This is a genomic window from Candidatus Francisella endociliophora (assembly GCF_000764555.1).
Lineage (GTDB): Bacteria > Pseudomonadota > Gammaproteobacteria > Francisellales > Francisellaceae > Francisella > Francisella endociliophora.
The window spans coordinates 1,542,305-1,564,032 of the sequence record NZ_CP009574.1 but is presented as its reverse complement, the minus strand read 5'-3'; the positions used below and the strand labels follow the sequence as shown (position 1 = coordinate 1,564,032).

The window sequence follows — 21,728 nt, the reverse complement described above, 5'->3', positions numbered from 1 at the left end:
AACAATAATCTTTTTTAGCTTAAATATGACAGATAAAAATATAAACAAAACAAACCATGCAGTTGGACGATTAAAGATAGCCTTAGTTGTTATTTTAACAGCGACTATAATATATCTATTTATAGCATTATTTAGCTTTAACATTAATGATCCTGGTTGGAGTAGTATTTCATCTGAAACTACCATCAAAAACTATGCAGGTCCTGTTGGTGCATATGTTGCTAGCTTTATACTTGCAATATTTGGAGTAGTTGGCTTTATCTTGCCTTTTCTACTTATAGACTTCGTAAGAATATTACTTATCAAAAGAAAGGATGAAAGTCTTAGTTATTTAATGTTTACAGTAAAAGTTATAGGTATTGTAGTATTTATACTTTCTTGCTGTGGCCTTGCCGAGCTTTATCTTGGGTTTGCTAACTACTGGGTTCCTCAGCGTTCAGGCGGTATATTTGGCTATGAAGCAGCAAAACTAGTTATTAAAAACCTTGGTTTAGTGGGGGGATCATTTGCTCTATTAGTATCTTTATTTATAGGCTTGACACTATACTCAGGAACGACTTGGATTCATCTATCAAAAAATATTGCTGTACTTTTAAGCAAAGCACTAAATTATATCCTAAAAGCAAAACCTAAAGCAGATGATAATTCCAAAATTGGTAATTTTGAAGATTTTGAAGTGCAAACATCCCCTTTAAATAAAGATGAAACAGCTAAGTTAGCTATTACACCAGAGAAAAAAACCTCTCAAGAAGATACTTTTAAGGAAGTTCTTAGTAAGACAAAAACTGCTAATGAACTATCATTTACAAGCCCAAAGAAAGAAAAGCAACAGCAAATAAAGCTTGAAACTAGTGAGAAGAAACCAACACTTACTGATAAGAAAGCTATCCCAAGTACAAAGCAACCCCAAAAAGATTCTCTACCTTCACTAGATTTGCTTATCAAACCAGAAGCAAAAAAAACTGTAGTTTCTCAGTCAGAGCTCGAAGCAACATCATCACTGCTTGAGCAAACACTTAATGACTTTAGTATAGATGCAAAAGTTGTAGGAGCTTATCCAGGACCAGTTATTACAAGATATGAAATTGATCTAGCTAGAGGTACAAAAGTTAGCAAACTAACAAATATTGCTCAAGATCTAGCCAGAGCCTTATCAACCACAGCTGTACGAGTTGTAGAAGTTATTCCTGGTAAACCCTATGTCGGCTTAGAACTGCCAAATCCAACCCGCCAAATGGTTAGAATAAAAGAAGTTTTGGCATCACCAGAATTTATAAATTCAAGAGCTGCAACAATGATGGGAATCGGTGTTGACATAGCAGGTAAGCCTGCTTTTGCTGAGCTTGCAAAAATGCCTCACCTGCTAGTAGCGGGAACAACAGGTTCTGGTAAATCCGTTGGGGTTAATTCAATGATTATAAGCATGCTGTACAAGTGTATGCCTGATGAACTTAAATTTATAATGATTGATCCAAAGATGCTTGAGCTATCAATATATGATGGTATACCACATCTTTTGACACCTGTAGTTACTGATATGACAGAGGCAGCTAACTCTCTTCGCTGGTGCGTTAAAGAAATGGAACGTCGTTATGCCCTAATGTCAGCAGCTGGAGTAAGAAATATAGCTCTCTTAAATGATAAAATTGAACAAGCAGAAAAAGCTGGTAAGCCTCTAAAAGATACTATGTTCATCAAAATGAATCCTGAAAGAGCTCATGAGGCACCTACACTTACAAAAATGCCATATATCGTAGTTGTCGCTGATGAATTTGCAGACATGATAATGGTTGTTGGTAAAAAAGTTGAAGAGTTAATCGCAAGGTTAGCACAAAAAGCTCGTGCTGCTGGTATTCATATTATCCTAGCGACTCAAAGACCATCTGCTGATGTAGTTACTGGGCTTATTAAAGCTAATATCCCTACGCGTATATGTTTTCAAGTATCAGGTAAGATTGATTCGCGAATCATGCTAGATCAACAAGGTGCAGAACAACTACTTGGTCAAGGTGACATGCTATATCTTAAACCAGGTTTTGGTGCACCAATGCGTATTCACGGTGCATTTGTTGATGATAATGAAGTACATCGTGTTGTAGAATCTTGGAAAGACTACGGTGTTCCTGAATATATTGAAGAGATCCTAGAAGCCTCTGAAGAATCTGAGGGAGCCTCTAGTGGAGCTAACGGAGATAGTGAAGATCCTTTATATAACGACGCAGTTGAGATAGTTATAAAAAGTCAAAAAGCTTCTATTTCTGCTGTACAACGTAAACTTAAAATTGGCTATAATCGCTCCGCAAGATTAATGGAAGAAATGGAAGAGAATGGCATAGTCTCTGAGATGAATCATAATGGAATGCGTGAAGTATTAATAAAAAGGGAATCATAGATGAAAAAAATTAGTCTACTAATAACAGTATTGATATTTAGTATAAATATTAGTTTTGCAAATGCTGCTCAAGATCTCGTTACAAAGATAAAAAACATACAGTCAATGACAGCAGATTTTAGCCAAAAGCTCATAGATGGACAAAATGATAATAATATTAACTCAAAAGGACATATGAGTCTTAAAAAACCAAAATTCTTCAAATGGGTTACTACAACTCCAAACAGTCAGAAAATTGACTCAAATGGAAATAAATTATGGATATACGACGGTGATCTTGAGCAACTTATTATAAAAAAAGTATCAAACAATATTGCTCAGTTCCCATATTTAATCCTACTATCAAAAAATGCAAATAACATTAACAAGCTATTTACAGTAAAAGAAAAAGATAACAATAGCTATATTCTTAAACCTAAAAATGACCAGATGATTAATAGCATAACAATTAAATTCACAAAAGATGATCAACTAAAATCTTTAGGAATTTCCACATCATTAAATCAATATACTCAAATAGATTTTACAAATGTAAAAACTAACGTTGAACTTAACAATGATAGCTTTAATTTTAAAGCACCAGTGGATACCGATGTTATTGACGAAACAAAATAATTATTTATCTTTTACCATGTAAGCACCAGCGGCACCACCTGCAGCCCCAATTCCAGCCACAGCTAATAAAACACAACTACTTAAAGATAAACTCATATAACCTAATACTAATAATTTTAAAACTTTTCTCATAATAAACCACAAATAACTAAATAGCTTCTATAATAGAAGTATAGCAGTAAAACTTAATTGTATATAACATAATGAGTCAAATTCAGACTATTTAAAAATAGAATCATTATATGAGTTTTTGACAGAGCTAATATTAATTAGCCATATTTGAAATTCAATAAAAATAAGTTTTATAAAGCTAAAAAAACTAACCATCCAAGAAACTAGATTTTGATTTTGTCTCTCTCTTATAAAGATTTCTATGTTTTAAGATTTCTTTTTTTTGTGACTCAGATTTCTGTGGATTTGCTTTATCAAATTCTTGTAAGAATCTACCTGCCTCACTTACGTATGCCCTATCTTTTTTATTATCAAATAAGTGAGCCAATCGTAATATAAGCTTCATCATAATAGCAACCTCTCCTAGACATGAATAATTTACCTTGTAGCTTGACAGTAATTATACTAAACTAAACACCAAAGTCACTCATAAAGATTAAGCTTTTAAACTTATTAGTAAATGATGTTGAGTCAAAAGCCAAAAATAATTGGTATCTTTTTAATGTTTCTTAGTCTTACTATGCTTAGTCCTTTAGTGATTGACTATATATATAGTGAAGATAATGCCTATCCATTTATTCTAAGCTTTGCTGTGACTTTCATTTCAGGATTCTTACTATGGTTTATTGCTCGAAAATCAGATAAAAAACTCTCGAATCGAGATGGTTTCCTAATTGTAACTTTAGTATGGGCATTTGTAACAGTTTTTGGTGCTATACCATACATGTCGTTCCCTGGTTTAAATTTGTCTTTTACCCATGCTGTATTTGAATCCGTATCAGGTTTCACAACAACTGGTGGTACAGTAATTGAAGGACTAGATAAACTACCTCATAGTATTTTATTTTACCGCCAACAAACAGAATTTTTCGGTGGTATGGGGATTATCGTACTTTCAGTGGCTATTCTTCCTCTACTAGGCGTAGGTGGTATGCAGCTGTATAAGGCAGAAATTTCTGGCCAATGGAAAGATGATAAAATCGCACCAAAAATTTCAAGTACTGCAAAAGCACTATGGATGGTTTATTTATTACTCACATTTCTATGTTTTGTTTCATACTTAATTGTAGGCATGGGTCCATTTGATGCTATCTGCTACACATTTTCAACCGTTTCAACAGGTGGTTTTGCTCCCTCTGATGCTAGTATGACAGATAAACCTTTTGGAATACTTCTCGTATGTGGGATCTTCCTTTTTCTAGGTGCAACTAGTTTTAAAGCACACTATATAGCATTATCCAAGCTTAAGATCAGTCACTATCTCAAAAACGTTGAGTTTAAAGCCTATTTTTACTTTTTATTTTTTACTTCACTCATTGTATGCATTACGATGATCGCACATTCAGAAGATCTTACTGATATTTTCTCTATAATATCCCATAGTATTTTTCAAATTATTTCGATAAGTTCAAGTGCGGGCTTTGTCTCTGATAATAATTATTACCTATGGCCAACTTTTCTACCAATCATGCTAATGTTTATTGCGATAATAGGTGGTTGTGGTGGGTCAACTGCTGGTGGTTTAAAAATGATCCGCGCAATCCTTTTCAAAGAAAAAGCTATGCTTGAAGCAAAAAGAGTAATTCATCCTCAAGGTGTATTTACCGTTAAGCTCGGAGATGTCCATATTTCCGAACAAGCACTTAACCGAGTATCAGGATTTATATCTGTATATATTATAATTTTTGCTCTAGGTTGGTTAGCTCTACTTGGTTGTGGTTTGGATATAGAAACAGCTTTCTCAACAATTGCTACAACGCTATCAAATGTAGGACCAGGATTAGGTAAAATTGGTTCAAACTTCAAGACTCTGCCAAGTGAAGCTCTATGGATATGCAACTTTGCAATGGTTGCAGGTCGTTTGGAAATATTTACCCTTTTAGTTATCTTTATGCCAGAATTCTGGAGAAAATAATTATTCTAACTCACCAGACTCAACTAAGTAAGATAGGTTACCTATCTTGTCATATTCGATGCCATTAGCATAAGAAACTATTTTATAATCAATATTAGAATCTTTACCTTGACAGTCTAACTCTAACAACACATTACTTCCTGATAAATATCCCTTAATAGATTCAGTCTTAGTAACTTCTTCAGTATCACCTTTAGGATCTTTCGTATAAATAAACTTACATCCTTGATTATCACCAATATAAATATTTATATCAAACTCAGTTGGCTTTTTATCAAGTACATTAAACATACCGCTTGGAGTACTTGCAAAATCGAAACCGAAACGACTATATGCTAATGTCTTTTTAGTTGAATACTTATGCTCAAGCAGTGGAAGCTCTTGAGCCTTCTGAGGACCAGTTGCACAGCTAGATATTGTAATAGCTATTACTGTTATAAAAATTGTATTCTTAGAAAAAGCTTTTAAAAAACTCATAATTTAACCTTTTATGAAGTCTTAGAATAATGAAATCATAAACCTAAATATTATAATAGGCAATAATTTATAGTAACGATTAAATAAAATATTTGAATAAAGAATTATAGATTATTCTTCTGTAGGAATATCTTCTTCCGACTGTTGTTTTTTATACTCGTAATAATCCTTCATAGTTAGGCCTTTTGCTCTAAACTCAGCTTTCTCAGCAATCTCATCTAGACGTCTTTTAGAGTATTCAATATGCTCTGGAGCATAATCTTCAACTGGTTGACCTTGTAAATTAAATCTTTGTTTTAACTCAAAAACAGCCTTATGATAGCGAGTATCACCAACATAACGACGCAATACATTTCTAAGAACCATTTTATCAACTGGTGAAAAATGCTCATTTTGATAAATAATTTCAATCTCTTCACTAATACCTACTTTTAAAGGCTTTTTATTCATAGGATCAAAACATTTAGGAAAACGCTTACATAACCACTTAAATAATTTAGCTTCTTCTTTTTGTCTCTCTTTTGCAACATCTACAGTTACAACTATTTCTTGAGAATCTTCAGCTTGAGGATTTTGTAACTCATTTACAATTTTATTATTTATTCTATGCCCGTACTGTGGAATACGAATAAATGAAGTATCTCTATCATCAGATTTGTTTGAAGGAGCTTTCGGAGTATTTTTACTCTTCGAGATATTTTTATCTCTAGCTTGTTTCATTCTAGAAGTTTTTTCCTCTATCTTAGAAGACCCTCCCAGCAAAGATTGTAGTAATGAAAAATCGTTTAATTTATTTCTACCGTCAGACATTTTATTTTTTTATCATATTTTATAGGGAATCTCCCTGTGTACACTTGGCTTATATCGTACTACAAAAGTATTGCATTTAGCAAGTAATAAAGTATCACTAATAATTTTTTAGTACAGATATTTCATATTAATATTGACAATTATTACAAATTACATATAATATGCTACATCTTTCGTGGCTATGTAGCTCAGTTGGTTAGAGCACAGCATTCATAATGCTGGGGTCACTGGTTCAAGTCCAGTCATAGCTACCACAAAATTCTCCCTTTAAATTTAGTACTTTTGAACATATCAATATAAATTTATGATTCAAAAAAGTCTTGTAGGCAATAATCTTGATTAATTATATATTTTTAAAGATCGAAAACTTATCACTACTTATAACCATATTAGATAATATATTAATGATTTAACATATTTCATGCCCATTCATGATATCTCCAATGTTCAGCCTATAACTAATTTCTTTTAATTTTTTATAATTTATAACACTTATAAATATCCAGATACCATTTTCCAATAGTTACAACACCTAGATGTGTTAATTTTTAACAAGCACTGTTATTTTTAATTAATTAACAATGTGAATTTATTAGTTATAATACTCCCAAGTTTACAAATTAAATTAAATGTTTTTAAAAAATGGAGTGTAATAAAATGAAAAAATCAATACTAGCAACTTTAATCGCTTTTGGTGGTCTTTCTTCTATCAATGCAGCAGAAGTAACAAAATGGAATTCATCTGATGTATCTACATATCAGCCAGGAACAATAGTTTCTAAGCAAGATCACAACTATAAGTGTAAAGACTTCCCTGAAGGTGGGTGGTGCTCACTTACTGCTTTCGAACCTGGTACTGAAGATGGCAAACTTGCTTGGGATGAAATCTCTGTTGATCCTGTTGATCCTGTTGATCCTGTTGATCCTGTTGATCCTGTTGATCCTGTTGATCCTGTTGATCCTGTTGATCCTGTTGATCCTGTTGATCCTGTTGATCCTGTTGATCCCGATCAACCAAAAGATGTTAATACTTGGGATAAGACTAAAGATTATAAAGCTAATGAAATAGTTAGCCACGAAGATAAACTTTACAAAGCCAAATGGTACGCTAATGCCGGACAAGTACCTGGTGCTGATGTACAAAACACATGGGATACTCCATGGGAATATATCGGCGAAACTAAAGAAAAACAAACTGTTGAATTTAACTTAAATGCTGATTTAGCTCAACTAGGCGTAGATAGTGTTATTGTTAATATTGATGGACAACAACATACTTTATCAGCTGGTGCTAACCAAATCAAACTTAGTGAAGGTAAACATTCAATAAAAGTTGATAATATCACAAATCCATCTAATAATTCCCAGTACACTGCGATTATCATGATAAATGGTGTCGCAAGCAATACTATAAATGTTTCAGAGTCTCAACAGCAAACTGTCAAAATCAGTTTTGAAAAGCAAGAGGTTAGCTATACTAATGTAAATCTATCGGTAAATTATGCAACAGGTACTTCAACTAGCAACTTACAAGCACATATAAAAAATAATGCAGGTTATAGTGAAACTGTAACTATAAACTCTGGTAACAATATTTTACAAATACCATCTAGTGGAGACTTTACTATAACATTTGATAGCTATGAGTATCAAGGTGAGAAATATACAGCACCTGCAGTTATAGTAAAAGATGGTGTTGCTAATACTCTCGAAGTTGAATTTAAACAAGACTCTTTAGTACTAGCTGGTTATCTTCCTGTTAGTTGGGGTGATAATCCTCCAACTATCTCAAAAGCTGCAGATATGGGCTACAACATCGTACTAGCTTCTTTTGTCGAGATAAAAAGTGACCAACCAATTCAATTTACTAGTAATGTATTTACTGCTTATGGTCAATGGAATATTTCAGCTGATGACCCTAAATTAATTAAAGAAATTAAAGAAGATATCGAGTATGCAAAAGCAAATGGTCTTAAGTATGCACTAGTTTCAATTGGTGGTGAACACAACACTTTTGACCCAGGCATGAATGCTGATTATGATGCTTTAGCTGATAAAACAATAGCATTTTTAAACTTGTATGGTTTTGATGGTATTGATTTTGATTTAGAAGTTGTACCTAGTAGTGTTACGGGTGACTCAGTTAAAGAGTTTATTGAAGCGTTAAAAGCTAAAAAATCAGATATTATAATCACAAGTGCACCACAAGTTAACAATGTTGGTGGTAAGCTTGATTATGTAAATACATCTACACAGCAAGTTTATAATGAATCACTTGAATTAGGTTTATTTGACTATATGTTTGTCCAGGCATACAACACTGGAGGTAATTACGTAGATCAACAAGGAAACCTATGCACTCAAGGTTCGCCAAATTGCTATGATCAATTAAGTGCTGGCTTTATAGAAAATAGTTTCTATGCCTTACAAAAGTTAACACCTGAAAATACAAAGATTGTTATTGGTCAACCAGCAACTAAAGCATCAGCTGGAGCTGCAACAGTATTTAATGGTCAAGATAGCTCTAGACCTTACAACGCGATGTGTGAATCTTATAAAAACCTAAATGGGAAAATACAATATGGTGGCTCTATGACTTGGGAAATTACACATGACTCAAATAATAATTATCAATTTGCTAGCATGATAGATGTAGTATTTAATAATGGAGATTGTGACAGTATTTAACTTCAATTTAGAAATTATTAGGATATTTATAAAACAAGAATAAATATCCATACCTTAATCTTTAATACTCATATTCAAAAAGCAATAATTTTTCTCAACTTCTTTTAAATCTTAGAATCAAAACCTAAAGCACATAGTTTTAGACTATATGTAACAAAAATGATACACAATGTTACACCTATGAAACAGACTAATTTAACTTATATGAATATAATTTACTTTTTTGAAAAGTCATAACATATTAGCTTTTATATGAAGATTTCTATTAGCTTTATTTTTTTAGCAATAATACTCTTACAGAGCTGTATAAAAGTAGAAAATAGCAAACAAGTTATTTTAATAAAAAAATGCAATGTTGCTAGATTCTGCAATTTTGAGCTAGCTGAAGCTAATATTAGATTAACTACGGATCTTTTGGGCAAAGAGCATGTACAAATATTAGATAAACAACCAATTGTAAGAAAATCAACAAATATACATTGGAATGTCCCTAATGGAAATCTAGCAGACTCTCAAACTTTAGTAGAAACTGGTCTTGATGCCTGTGAAAATGATTCTTGCAGTAATACAAGTAATCCCACAGGCTATCATTTCCCTAATTCTGGAATATATACTGTAAGCGCATCAGGAACAATTACTCTTTCTGATGGCTCAATTCAAACAGTTGATAAACAGACTCCTGTAGAAATATTTGATGCTCCTACTCAAGTGACGTATAGCATGCCGGATGGATCTACCATTTCAGCTACAGAAGCTGCTGCTGCTTTTACAAATGTACCTTTTAATGGACATATAGCTCAAGTAATTGGAAATAATACAAATAAAACATTAACTTTTATATGTGAAAACAATTTCTATATTGAACCAGTAGCCATAGATTTAAAAAACGGTAACTCTCAAAATGCTGATAATTGGAAAACTATACAAGTATCTAACCTTCCTGTTACATCTTTTTTTAATGGTAATTCATGGAGCGCTGTTTCTGCTCTTACTGTAGCTGCTAACAATGCAAAAGTACTAGGACTTCCGGGTGTTAACACAGGTGTGGTTTGTGGTGAATTAGTCGAATAACTTTAACTGCTTTATGTAATTCACAAAAGGAGATAAGAAAATGAAAAAAAAATTATTACAGCTTTTACTAAGCTCAACAATTTTAATCAACGGTTTTTCATATGGATATACTGAAAGTTCAGAAAATGCATTTATAAAAGAAAATCAAGTAAGATTATTTAATTTAACACCTGAGCAAATACAAAAAATAATGACCTTTGAAAATAAAGGTGATAATTGGGCGAATACCAGTGATATTCTAAATATTTTTGATCCAGACTGGGAGCAAACAAATAAAGACTTCAACGATATTAATAACAACATTTATTATTTAAGTAAATTATTAGAAGGCCCTATTCCAGGATCGCAAACTGGAGGAGTAATTAAACAAGTTTCAAACATTAATGAAGAAATTAATGGCTATGATTCAAGAATTACTACAGCTGAAACAGAAGCATCCGAAGCAAAAAATTCTGCAAATATAGCAGAAAATAAAGCTCAGATAGCAACAACTGTAGCAACTACAGCCCAAGAAAAAGCAGAACAGGCTGAAGCTGCTGTTATAGATAAAGTAAGTGCTACTGAAGTTAACAACATAATAGATACACAAATAGCTTCAGGGGGTACTATTTTTGAAGCCCTAGGACAGGCAACTGCTCAAGGAGGAGTAATATCAGATAATATTACTAATCAAATTACAGAACAAAATGGTCCTATATATCAAGCTATAACTAGTGGCTCAAGCATTGTAGTTGATAATGCCCTACTAGATGGTGGGGTTATTAAAACTCAACTTGATACTAAAGCTAATATTAGTGATCTTGATAGTTACGCTACAAATGCTAACTTAGATGCTTTAGAAACTACAGTAAACGCCAAAGCCGACCAAACAGCATTAAATTCATTGACAACTACAGTAAATACTAAAGCTGATCAAGATACTGTTAATCAAGCATTAAATGCTAAATTAAACATCTCTGACGCTCCAAATGCTATTAACAACATAATAGATACACAAGTAGCTTCAGGGGGTACTATTTTTGAAGCCCTAGGACAGGCAACTGCTCAAGGAGGAGTAATATCAGATAATATTACTAATCAAATTACAGAACAAAATGGTCCTATATATCAAGCTATAACTAGTGGCTCAAGCATTGTAATTGATAATGCCCTATTAGATGGTGGAGTTATTAAAACTCAACTTGATACTAAAGCTAATATTAGTGACCTTGATAACTATGCTACAAATGCTAACTTAGATGCTTTAGAAACTACAGTAAACGCCAAAGCCGACCAAACAGCATTAAATTCATTGACAACTACAGTAAATACTAAAGCTGATCAAGATACTGTTAATCAAGCATTAAATGCTAAATTAAACATCTCTGACGCTCCAAATGCTATTAACAACATAATAGATACACAAGTAGCTTCAGGGGGTACTATTTTTGAAGCCCTAGGACAGGCAACTGCTCAAGGAGGAGTAATATCAGATAATATTACTAATCAAATTACAGAACAAAATGGTCCTATATATCAAGCTATAACTAGTGGCTCAAGCATTGTTGTTGATAATGCCCTACTAGATGGTGGGGTTATTAAAACTCAACTTGATACTAAAGCTAATATTAGTGACCTTGATAACTATGCTACAAATGCTAACTTAGATGCTTTAGAAACTACAGTAAACGCCAAAGCCGACCAAACAGCATTAAATTCATTGACAACTACAGTAAATACTAAAGCTGATCAAGATACTGTTAATCAAGCATTAAATACTAAATTAAATATCTCTGATGCTCAAGCTACTATTACAAACACGATGGACTCTACAGAAGGTAAGCAAATAATTACAAACGTAATTAACGATACAAGTCAAATAACTATTAAAACAGGAAGTGACGCTATTTCAGATATAACTCAAATTTCTGGAACTAATTGGGTAATTAGCAGTGGCACAAATCCAAGCCAAGGAGAAACAATTTTAAATACCACATATTCATACTATTACGAAAGAAATGGAATTAGATACTATCATATTACTTTTTATACAGATAGTGACGACCCTTTCAGATTTGGAGTAAGTGGTGCAAAGGATCTCATGTCTATAGCAACACACACAGCAACTATAGAAAGTGGTTCAGCTCCAAGTATTGGAGTTTATAGAGAAGGAGAAAATGTAATCGAAGTAGATAGAACAAACTCTGCTGATGATGATGCAATTGTCGCAATCAACTTTTCAGCTATTATGCTCTAGGAATATGTGTCCCTAAATTTTTATATTTATCTTTTTATAAAACCTTCAATTAAAAATCTCTATCTTAAAGTTTATCTGAAAACTAGTAAAACTATACTCTATTTTTTTAATAAAATACAAAGCATCTAGATAGTTTATGGTAATATCAATATATAAGATATATTTCGACATCAACCTCAGATGAATCAGTATAGTTCAAAAAAGGCTGCAGATGCCTACCAAAACTTAGAGCATAAAAAATCTCTACAAGATGAAACTTACCCAGACTATCACTTAAGGGCACCTTCGGGCTGGATAAATGATCCGTGTGGACTTTTTTATTTCAATTCCTCCTTTCATGTTTTTATGCAATCAAATCCTTGGGGCAAAAAATGGGGAGAAATGTCATGGTCACATGTAGTCAGTCATCCTAATTATAAAGAGGATTATAAATGGTTCTATCCTGTAGATGATAATCAAAACTTTAAAACTACAGCAATTATCCCATCACATGATGAAAAAGCTGCGGATAAGAATGGTATATTCACAGGTTGTGTAAAAATAATGCCATATAAAGAAAATGGTGAAACTAATTACTACCCCACAGCTTTTTATTCCGCTGTATGGGGAGATGGAGAGGAACTACAAGAGACTGTTTGTATTGCAAGAGCTCTAGATGCTAATAAACTTGATGAAAATGGGAAGATTATTGACCCTTATCTTACAAACTGGACAAAATACTCAGATGATAATAACCAGGATAATCCCAAAGTTGTCGTATACCAACCTAAAGAGTTAAATCTAGTCTCTTTTAGAGATCCTTTTATATTTAATTTACCCAATGATAATAACTACTATATGCTAATATCTGCAGGAGTTATGGGAAATAACAATAATCCCAAAGGAGCTGTGATTTGTTTTAAAAATGATGGCGATGATATAACTCAAAACTGGCGGAGAGTTAATACTGGAAGCAATTTCTTTTTTAGTGCCGAAGTAAGTGTGAAAGATGATATAAGTGGTGGTGGTGATTTTGAATGCGTATGCATGTATAGATTATCAGATCATGTTTGTGCTATGAATGGAACTCCTTATATTTTGATATTCTCTCAAGATGGATGCCCTGAAAATGATTATGGACGTAGTCTATATTATGTCCTAGGAAATATAGTCAAAACAGAAAACAGCATGTATTTTGATCCACTTGAACATTTCAAGAATAATGACGGCAGCCCAAAATACCTTTTACTAGACTTATCCCCTGATTTTATCTACTATGCTGCTAATGTCATGCCAATAGATTCAGATAAGAGAAATATCTTAATGGCTTGGCTAAATATAGAATCAGCAGGTAAGCAAAATTCAAACTGGGCTGGAGCATTAGCAATTCCAAGGTTTCTTTTTGTATACAAAAACACTGATAATAAATGGCATCTAGGACAGGAGAGTACTCAGGTTCATTCTTTGAGAGATAAATTACTAACAAATCAAACTATTAATTTCATAAATCAGAATGAAGTAATAATTAATAACATCAAAGATAGAAAGTATAACGCGAATATTACTTTTACCACAGATAAAATTATTGGTAAAGAATTTGGTCTTAAAGTAACAGCCACAGATTCCTATTGTACGGATATAAATATAAAAAATGGTTATCTAAATGTAGACAATCGCTACTCATGTAAACTTGATATTGATGACACAACTACCAAGCTAGAGCTTGATATTTTCTTAGATGGCTCAAGTTTAGAGATCTTTATCGGCAAGAATATAGCTAATGGTTCAATGGTTGGCTTTGCCACTTATAGTACTCAACTTAAAACTATGATAGATAATCAAGAACATACTTATATTTATGCTGATAATAGTATTCAAGCAGATTTAAAAGTATTCTCAATGCAAAGTTGCTGGATAGAAGCACCAAAAGGACAGTAAAATGACAAATGATATAATTAATAACGACAAAGTTAAACTAACCGCTATACTATGTTATATTGCAGCAATGTTTGGTGGAGCCTCATATCCTATTTGCGCACTATTATCTCCACAGTTAGCAAAAAACTTTGGGGTAATTACATCACATATCGTTTACATTGATACACTATCATTGGTTGGCCTAATAGTTGGTAATAGTCTTAGTGGAAAAATTATTGCTAGAATTGGCGGCAAAAATACCTTGTTGCTAGGAGTGCTAATCTTTGCATTATCACAGCTAGCCATATCCATCCAGGATGAGATTTATTTATATGCTTGTTTTGTCTTTACAACAGGTTTTGCAATGGGACTTTTTGTACCATCAGTTAGCTATTTGATTGTAGCTGCATTTACCCCAGCTGGCAAAAGTGATGCGAAGCTTAGTGTTTTAAATTTCTTCTTTGGACTTGGTGGCTTCTTGGGTCCGAGTATTGCTGGGATTATTGCAAAAAACTATAGCTGGAGACTATCATTTTTCACAATATTTTGTTCTTTAATGATCTTAGTAATAATAGTTAAATTCACTAGTATAAAAGAAAAAATAGGAGCCTCTACTAAAGAAAATACTCAAGAAAAAGATATAAAGCCTACAAAGGCAATTAATCTAGGAGTTATATTAGTTGGATTAGCTTTAATTGCTTATGTTTATATTGAATATATTATTACTTATTGGTTCTCACCATACCTGCAAACAGGCTTAAACTTTGATGTTGAAGCTGTTGGCTATATAATTGGCATATTTTGGCTATTTGTAGCATTAGGTAGACTTTTCTTTGGGGAAATGATTATTCCAAAAGTTAAAGATTATAGATTTATAATAGGTTCTGCAATTAGTATCGCTGTATTATTAGGTATATTTGTTTTCCTTACAAATCAATCTCTAATATTTGTAGTTGTTGCCTTACTTGGTCTTGCCTGTTCTAGTGTCTTCCCTGTGTTATTAGCATTTGGCATGAAGCAAAACCCTCTAGTATCACCTGTAACAATGGCATTTTTGGTATGCTCTGGCTCTGTTGGTGGTGCAATATCACTACTATCTTCAGCAACTATCGGAGCGTTATTACCAAAGGTTGCAGCAATATATATGGGACCTGTATTATGTATCTTGATTATAGTGATTGTGTTATATGCCAAGAGAAATTCTGAAAATACTACTCTAAAATCAAATTAAATTCTACATATCTTTAACAGCCGACAATGCACTTATCATCTCAGAAGTCAGATTATTAAACCCTTTTGGCGAGTTTGGTGTAAATATCACATTTGACTTACCAGATTTTGTCATATTCTCTAATGTATCTAAATACTGATACATCATAACCAAAGATGAAATATACTCAGAAGAAATATTCCCACCCGTGCCTTCTTTAACATCCTCTATAGATACTCGTAATCCCCTAGCTATCGCCTTACGCTGCTCAGCAATACCTTCACCAAGTAGCTTCATAGACTCTTTTTGCCCTTCTGCCTCTTTGATTTTTATAAGTTTTTCAGCTTCTGCTTTTGCTTTAGTTGCCTCAAGCTGTCTTTGAGCCGCATTAATTTCATTCATTGAGCGTTTAACATTCTCTTCAGGGTTGATATCCACAACTAGAGATTTGATGATTGTATACCCATAAGTACTCATCTCTTCAGATAGCTCTTTTTTGATATCTAATGCAATCGCGTCTTTATTTTCAAAAGACTCATCCAAACTCATGCGTGGTAAAGACGATCTAATTACATCAAACACATACGACTCCATTTGAGCACGAGCATTTGTCAGCTTATAAAAAGCATCTACAGCACTAGCTTCTTCAACTAAGAACTGCACTGAGACTTTCATGTGAACAAAGACATTATCTCGAGTTTTTGTCTCTGCAACTATGTCAAGCTGTTGAACTCTTAGACTAACACGACCAGCTACCCTCTCTATAAAAGGAATCCGAAAGTTAAGACCTGCTCGCTGGATTCGTACAAATTTACCAAATCTTTCTATGACATTCACAGACTGTGTTTCTACTAAGCTTACCGAAAAAGCTAGTAAAAAAACTGTCAGTATCACCAAAAATATTAACCAAACCATAAACATAATGTCTCCTTTTATAAATTATGATTGAGGAAAGTCTACAATAATCTTGTAACTACCATCTTTATTTTTTTGCCAAACAAGTAAATCATGTCCAGAAGCAACTTCTCCTGCAGGGCTAGTCCAAGTGAACTTCATAATTACCAATTGATGATTTTTATCAAGATCACGACAGTATTGATAATCCAGCTTTAATTTACCCAAATCAAGCTTAGATGAATCACCTGTTGCAAAACCATCTACATAATGTTTCAAAACCTTTTCTTTGCTTGTATATGGCTTGCCTCCACTCATAAACATAAAGTCATTATCATAAAATGAGACAACACCTTTAAGATCTGCTGAATCCCAGGCTTTTTCCATAAGCTTAGCTTGATTCCTGATCTCATTAAAATTCTTACTTCTACAATCTCCTGTAGCATAGGCACTTAGTCCAAACAAACAACACAATAATATTAAAAATATTCTTTTCAATGCTTTTCCTTACTTTTTTAATCCAATACTGACAACACTACTATATCTTTTTTTAAAACTTGAGGATTCTTCTCAAATGGTCTAAAGCACTCAAAATGCAAAACTATTTTATGTGGGACTTTTCTAAACTTACGCGTAAGCTTTAGTTTAAATTTATCCACACCACCCCATTTTGAATTTTCAACATCAACGCTCTCATGTGAATATCCACTATCATCGATGTAATCATAATCAGGCGGTATCAAAAACCATCTATACCCATCTGTAGAGTCTACTGGCAACCCTATATCAAAAGTATAATGCTTAGCATCCAAAACTATAGGCTTTGTATAGATTTTATCTATATCTGTTTGAGTCATGCCCGCAAAAACTGAAGCTGGTATAGTCATCAACATAACAGCAACAATTCTAAATATATATCGCATATTACAAATACAAACTTATCATCTAGGTAAATTTATTATACAATTACACCTGTTACAAATATACATATTAATTTTAATAAAATGGCACTAGAAAAATTTGAACTTGAACTGGTATCTTTTAAAGATATTACAGATAACGTTAGACATTTTGTTTTTAAAAGAACAGATGGTAAACCTCTTAATTTTATTGCTGGGCAATTCATTACTTTTATGTTTGATGGTGATGATGGCAAAGTTAAGCGTCGTAGCTATAGCCTAGGCTCACTACCTTCTGACAATATGCTTTTGGAAATTGGTATCACTTATGTAAAAGGTGGCATTGCTTCTGAAACATTCTTTAATATGGAAATTGGTGGCAAAGCAAATGCAATGGGTCCAGCAGGTAGACTTATCCTAAAAGATGAAGATGTCAAAAAAATAGTTCTAGTAGGTACTGGAACTGGTATTGTTCCTTATAGAGCGATGTTCCCTGAGCTTTTAGAAAGAGCAGATAATGTTGATATATATATATTACTAGGCTGTCAATATCGTAAAGATGCATTATACCAAAATGACTTTATTGAATTTGCAAAAAAACATGACAATATACATTTCAAGCTTTGCTTAAGTAGAGAAACTCAAGATCTTAAAGATTATGAGATCTCAGGCTATGTCCAAAATCAATTTGATAGTATTGGATTAAACCCAGAAACAGATGTTGTTTATGTTTGTGGTAATCCAAATATGATTGATCAATCTTATGAAATGCTAACAAATGCAGGTTTTGGCCCTAAAAGTGTTAGAAGAGAAAAATATATTTCTTCGAATTAAGCTTGATACTGTGAATAATTTAAGCTAAAATCTTTGGGCTATTCTATTTAAGGGATATGGTGCTTGGATGAGATAGTCTAAGTGGCGATGTCAGATTATAAAAATAAGGAAACTATAAAAATGAGACAAGATATTCATCCTAAATACGCTGAAGTAAAAGTAACTTGCAGCTGTGGTAACACTTTCGTAACTAAATCAACTTCTGGTAAAGAAGCTATGAACATTGATATTTGTTCACAATGTCACCCTTTCTATACTGGTAAGCAAAGAATCGTTGATACTGCTGGACGTGTTGATAAGTTCAAGCAAAGATTTGGTGGTATGAAGAAAATCTAATTTTCTTTATGAAAAACCAATAATATTAAAACCAGCCTCGTGCTGGTTTTTTTATGCTCTTTTTTCGACTTTTATAGAGCAATATTTTTGATATCTCTAATGAGCTAACAGCACCCTTTAGATGATTGATAATACATATTGATATATTCATCCAGTGAAATATTATCATTTGTGGCAAGCTCTTTTTCTGCAGCAACAGAATTAGCAACTTGGTTTTGTAGTTTAGATTTTATTTCTGAAGATATTTGGTAACTTCTAAGTTCTTGTGAGACCTTTTTAGACACTTCTAATGCAAAGTTTTTATAGCCTTCCTGTTTTGCAATCTCAACTATCTTAGCTGCTGGTGTCTTAGATATATCTAGAACTTTTTGTTTTTCATTTAAAACTGCTTCAAGATACTCTGGTGGCATTTTTTTAGCCGTTGCCTCAACTTTCTCAAACAACTCTAGGGCATAATCTTTTAATAATACTTCATCTCTATTATCCAGTTTATGAAGTTTACGCTCTGGATTGCGACCATCTATAGCGACTGCTGTTAAGTTTTGCTTAGCTTGCTTAATAACATTTTTACTATATCTTACAGATTTTTCTTCTAAGCAGGTCATAAGCATTACCTCAACAAAAAGAGCTGTGGATTTACTGATACCATTTGCTACAAAAGGATCTACGTCAAGCACTCTAACTTCAATATACTCAACACCCCGATTATATAAAGCACAAGCTGGCCTTTCACATCTTTTTGCAATCTGTTTTGGTCGTACTGCACTATAGTATTCATTCTCTATTTGTAAAATACTTTCATTTAACTGAATTCTTTCACCTTTTGCATTATATAATCCAATAGCTTCATAATCAGCAAATTTCTCATCAGATGCTTGTACAAGATCTTTAACATAAGATTTCACATCATTATATGATATTGCTAAATCTTTCTGAGCAGGACTTGTATAACCCAGATCACTCATTCTAAGACTTGTAGCATATTTACCTACATAAAACTCATCATCCAAATCTTCTAAATAAGCAGGTTTATTTTTAACAGAAGTCTTAGCACATATAGGACTAGCACCAAACAAATATGGTAATAACCACATAAATTCAAAGTAATTATTTATAACACCAAAATACACATCTGAAGTTGTAACATTCTCTTTATTAGCTTTAGCCTGGATTAGCTCTTTATCAAATGAGAAATTATAATGGATACCTGCTATTATCTGCATAATCTTACCATAACGAGCAGATAAACCTTTACGGTAAACCTGTTTCATCCTGCCAGAATTAGAGCTCCCAAAATTAGCTTCTTGAATTTCACTCTCACTTGCTGACAAAGGCATACTGGTATTAAGTATTATTTCATCATCTGACATATTCTTTAGTGTAAAAGCAGAAAGGTTTGATAGCTCTTCAAAAGCTCCATCTATACTACTATGCGGCTTTGTTATCAACTCAAGAAGACTCTCAGAGAAGTCAACTGTAATACTATCATTAGTCAGCTTATGACCCAAATTTTGAGGATGTTGAGATTTTGCTAAAGAACCATTTTTAGTTACTCTTAGAGTCTCTCTTTCTACACCTCGAAGGTTTTTTATATTTTTAAAATCAGACATCTTTACCTTAAATAATTATCTCATAGCAATTATAACAAACCCTTCTTAAAAGTAATATGCCATTCCAATTGCTTAACTGTACAATCTAAACAGTAAGTACCTTTTTAAAATACTATTTTTCTTTACAAATAGGTAGTTTTTAATGATCTTAATCCACCAAGAACTAGCATTACTAATAAGTAAACAACTAACCCCAGAAAAACTATTAAAGTTAGATGTTTGAGTCTATCAAGCATAGAAAGAGCAATCCAATAGCTATCACTTAAATTAAATAGATTTAATATCATAGCCATACACACACAAGAAATTACTATACGAATAATGGTAACTACTGGTAAATAAATGCTAATAAAAGATCGTAAATTAAAACCACAAAGCACTAATGATAAAATCAACAAATTAATTAAAGATACACCTGAACTTACTACAGCTAAATATATAAAGCCATAAGTATTGTTTTTGAAGAATTGTATTATTAATGTATCTAGTACTAATATAGTAATTAAACACACCACGCTTATATAAAACACTACAGATGATTTACTCTTAGCATAGAGTGCTGAAACAATAACTCTTATTATCACAAAACAAAATAATGATAATAGATACCCCAACATTGCCAAATACGTAAAATTAACATCTTCAATTTTAAACTTTCCATAGAAAAATAATGAAATCACAATTGGTTTTGCCAATATAAATAAGCCCACAATAGCAGGTATCGTGACCACTAGTGTAAATCTAATTATCCATTTTAGAGTTTTTATAAATGCTTGCTCATCCAGCTTACACTCTAATAGATATGGAATCATAACAGTAGCAATGGCTGTACCAAACACTCCATATAAAAACTGATTAACCCTATCAGCATAGTATAACCAAGCCAAACTACCAGATATTAAAAATGAAGCAAAAAAAGTCTCAACTAAAGCATTAATTTGTAAAATTGCTGTACCCAAAAAAGCTGTAGGTAGCTTTTTCAAGAAAATTCTCGCATCTTTATTTCTAAGTAATAATATATTTTTATCAACCCTAAAAGCTCCTATAAGCTTAATAAGTGAATAGCCACCTATCACCAATTGTAGAACCCCAGCCACTAACACACTATATGCAACACTATAGATAGCTATATTTAGCTTTGGAGACACTACAATTCCTACTATCATTACTACATTCAAAATTATTGGTAGTAATGATGATATTAAGTAGCGCTTATAACTGTTTAATACGGCCGATATAAGCCCCATCACACAATTAAATAACATATACGGAATCATTATTACAAATAAGCTTCTTACAAGCTCTAGCATAGATTCATCATCAACAAAGCCCTGAGCATATAGATCCACCCAGAATCCACTAAAAATCATAGCTATTAAAGTTATAAACAACATCAGCATAGCTAAAAAGGTTAAGACTGTTACTATAAATTGCTTATTTAAGTTTGAGCTTTTATTAGTATTTATATATGGATTTATAATTTGAGTAAAGATTCCTGATGAGGTTACCTTACGCATAAACTCAGGGAAACGAAAAGCTATCAAAAATGCCTGTAATGACGCTCCACTACCAAAAAAACTGGCTAATAGTAAATCTCGAGCAAATCCAAGCAACTTGGATATAAATAAAAAAAGAGAAACGATTAGACTACTTGAAAAGAATTTTTTCATCTAT

General features: G+C 32.6%; 19 protein-coding genes and 1 tRNA gene. 11 read left to right on the top strand and 9 right to left on the bottom strand.

The window, feature by feature from the left end; all coding sequences use genetic code 11:
* Positions 1-25: 25 nt before the first annotated feature.
* Complete coding sequence (locus QI37_RS07720; RefSeq protein WP_040010175.1) at positions 26-2,392, top strand: DNA translocase FtsK; 2,367 nt, start codon at positions 26-28, stop codon at positions 2,390-2,392.
* Complete coding sequence (lolA, locus tag QI37_RS07715) at positions 2,393-3,007, top strand: outer membrane lipoprotein periplasmic chaperone LolA (protein WP_040010173.1); 615 nt, start codon at positions 2,393-2,395, stop codon at positions 3,005-3,007.
* On the opposite strand, the gene QI37_RS10435 is transcribed toward lolA, so the two are convergent.
* Positions 3,008-3,139, bottom strand: coding sequence for a hypothetical protein (locus tag QI37_RS10435; protein WP_268746166.1), 132 nt, complete (start codon positions 3,137-3,139; stop codon positions 3,008-3,010).
* 187 nt (positions 3,140-3,326) lie between these two features.
* A complete protein-coding gene (locus QI37_RS07710; protein WP_040010171.1) occupies positions 3,327-3,527 on the bottom strand; it encodes a CBU_0585 family protein in 201 nt (66 codons plus the stop codon).
* A gap of 111 nt (positions 3,528-3,638) precedes the next feature.
* Between QI37_RS07710 and QI37_RS07705 the strand changes: the two genes are divergently transcribed.
* Entirely contained in the window at positions 3,639-5,093 is a 1,455-nt protein-coding gene (locus QI37_RS07705; RefSeq protein ID WP_144242724.1) for a potassium transporter TrkG, read from the top strand.
* Here the strand turns inward: QI37_RS07705 and QI37_RS07700 are convergent, their stop codons facing one another.
* Both QI37_RS07700 and QI37_RS07695 read right to left on the bottom strand, forming a co-directional pair.
* Entirely contained in the window at positions 5,094-5,570 is a 477-nt protein-coding gene (locus tag QI37_RS07700; protein ID WP_040010169.1) for an FTL_1709 family lipoprotein, read from the bottom strand.
* Positions 5,571-5,681: 111 nt separating this feature from the next.
* Positions 5,682-6,380, bottom strand: a complete 699-nt coding sequence (locus tag QI37_RS07695) for a ProQ/FINO family protein (RefSeq protein ID WP_040010167.1) — start codon at positions 6,378-6,380, stop codon at positions 5,682-5,684.
* A gap of 177 nt (positions 6,381-6,557) precedes the next feature.
* Between QI37_RS07695 and QI37_RS07690 the strand changes: the two genes are divergently transcribed.
* The 6 genes from QI37_RS07690 (at position 6,558) to QI37_RS07665 (ending at position 15,502) form a co-directional block, all read left to right on the top strand.
* Positions 6,558-6,634 (top strand) — tRNA-Met (locus QI37_RS07690).
* Positions 6,635-7,037: 403 nt separating this feature from the next.
* The gene (locus QI37_RS10315) at positions 7,038-9,068 is read left to right on the top strand and encodes a glycosyl hydrolase family 18 protein (RefSeq protein WP_040010165.1); all 2,031 of its coding nucleotides are present in this window, start codon (positions 7,038-7,040) and stop codon (positions 9,066-9,068) included.
* 252 nt (positions 9,069-9,320) lie between these two features.
* Positions 9,321-10,139 carry a DUF3281 family protein gene (locus tag QI37_RS07680; protein ID WP_040010163.1) on the top strand — a complete coding sequence of 273 codons (819 nt, stop codon included), beginning with the start codon at positions 9,321-9,323 and terminating at the stop codon, positions 10,137-10,139.
* A gap of 40 nt (positions 10,140-10,179) precedes the next feature.
* Positions 10,180-12,375: a beta strand repeat-containing protein gene (locus QI37_RS07675; protein WP_040010162.1), complete on the top strand. Its 2,196-nt coding sequence runs from the start codon at positions 10,180-10,182 to the stop codon at positions 12,373-12,375.
* Between the two features lie 180 nt (positions 12,376-12,555).
* Positions 12,556-14,292 carry a glycoside hydrolase family 32 protein gene (locus QI37_RS07670; RefSeq protein ID WP_040010160.1) on the top strand — a complete coding sequence of 579 codons (1,737 nt, stop codon included), beginning with the start codon at positions 12,556-12,558 and terminating at the stop codon, positions 14,290-14,292.
* A 1-nt stretch (position 14,293) separates the two neighbouring features.
* On the top strand, positions 14,294-15,502 hold the full coding sequence (locus tag QI37_RS07665) for an MFS transporter (RefSeq protein ID WP_040010158.1): 1,209 nt from the start codon (positions 14,294-14,296) through the stop codon (positions 15,500-15,502).
* A gap of 3 nt (positions 15,503-15,505) precedes the next feature.
* On the opposite strand, the gene QI37_RS07660 is transcribed toward QI37_RS07665, so the two are convergent.
* From QI37_RS07660 to QI37_RS07650, 3 genes are read right to left on the bottom strand one after another with little or no spacing between them, the layout of a single operon-like run.
* Positions 15,506-16,402: an SPFH domain-containing protein gene (locus tag QI37_RS07660; protein ID WP_200883196.1), complete on the bottom strand. Its 897-nt coding sequence runs from the start codon at positions 16,400-16,402 to the stop codon at positions 15,506-15,508.
* A gap of 18 nt (positions 16,403-16,420) precedes the next feature.
* A complete protein-coding gene (locus tag QI37_RS07655; RefSeq protein WP_040010156.1) occupies positions 16,421-16,873 on the bottom strand; it encodes a YybH family protein in 453 nt (150 codons plus the stop codon).
* Positions 16,874-16,890: 17 nt separating this feature from the next.
* Positions 16,891-17,232: a hypothetical protein gene (locus QI37_RS07650; RefSeq protein WP_200883210.1), complete on the bottom strand. Its 342-nt coding sequence runs from the start codon at positions 17,230-17,232 to the stop codon at positions 16,891-16,893.
* 147 nt (positions 17,233-17,379) lie between these two features.
* On the opposite strand from QI37_RS07650, the gene QI37_RS07645 reads away from it, so the two are divergent.
* The gene (locus QI37_RS07645; RefSeq protein ID WP_040010154.1) at positions 17,380-18,108 is read left to right on the top strand and encodes a ferredoxin--NADP reductase; all 729 of its coding nucleotides are present in this window, start codon (positions 17,380-17,382) and stop codon (positions 18,106-18,108) included.
* A 120-nt stretch (positions 18,109-18,228) separates the two neighbouring features.
* On the top strand, positions 18,229-18,444 hold the full coding sequence (rpmE, locus tag QI37_RS07640) for a 50S ribosomal protein L31 (RefSeq protein ID WP_040010755.1): 216 nt from the start codon (positions 18,229-18,231) through the stop codon (positions 18,442-18,444).
* 104 nt (positions 18,445-18,548) lie between these two features.
* Here rpmE and gshA read toward each other — a convergent pair whose 3' ends face one another.
* Both gshA and murJ read right to left on the bottom strand, forming a co-directional pair.
* The gene (gene gshA, locus QI37_RS07635; RefSeq protein ID WP_040010153.1) at positions 18,549-20,054 is read right to left on the bottom strand and encodes a glutamate--cysteine ligase; all 1,506 of its coding nucleotides are present in this window, start codon (positions 20,052-20,054) and stop codon (positions 18,549-18,551) included.
* A 122-nt stretch (positions 20,055-20,176) separates the two neighbouring features.
* Positions 20,177-21,724: a murein biosynthesis integral membrane protein MurJ gene (gene murJ, locus QI37_RS07630; protein ID WP_040010152.1), complete on the bottom strand. Its 1,548-nt coding sequence runs from the start codon at positions 21,722-21,724 to the stop codon at positions 20,177-20,179.
* Positions 21,725-21,728: the final 4 nt, after the last annotated feature.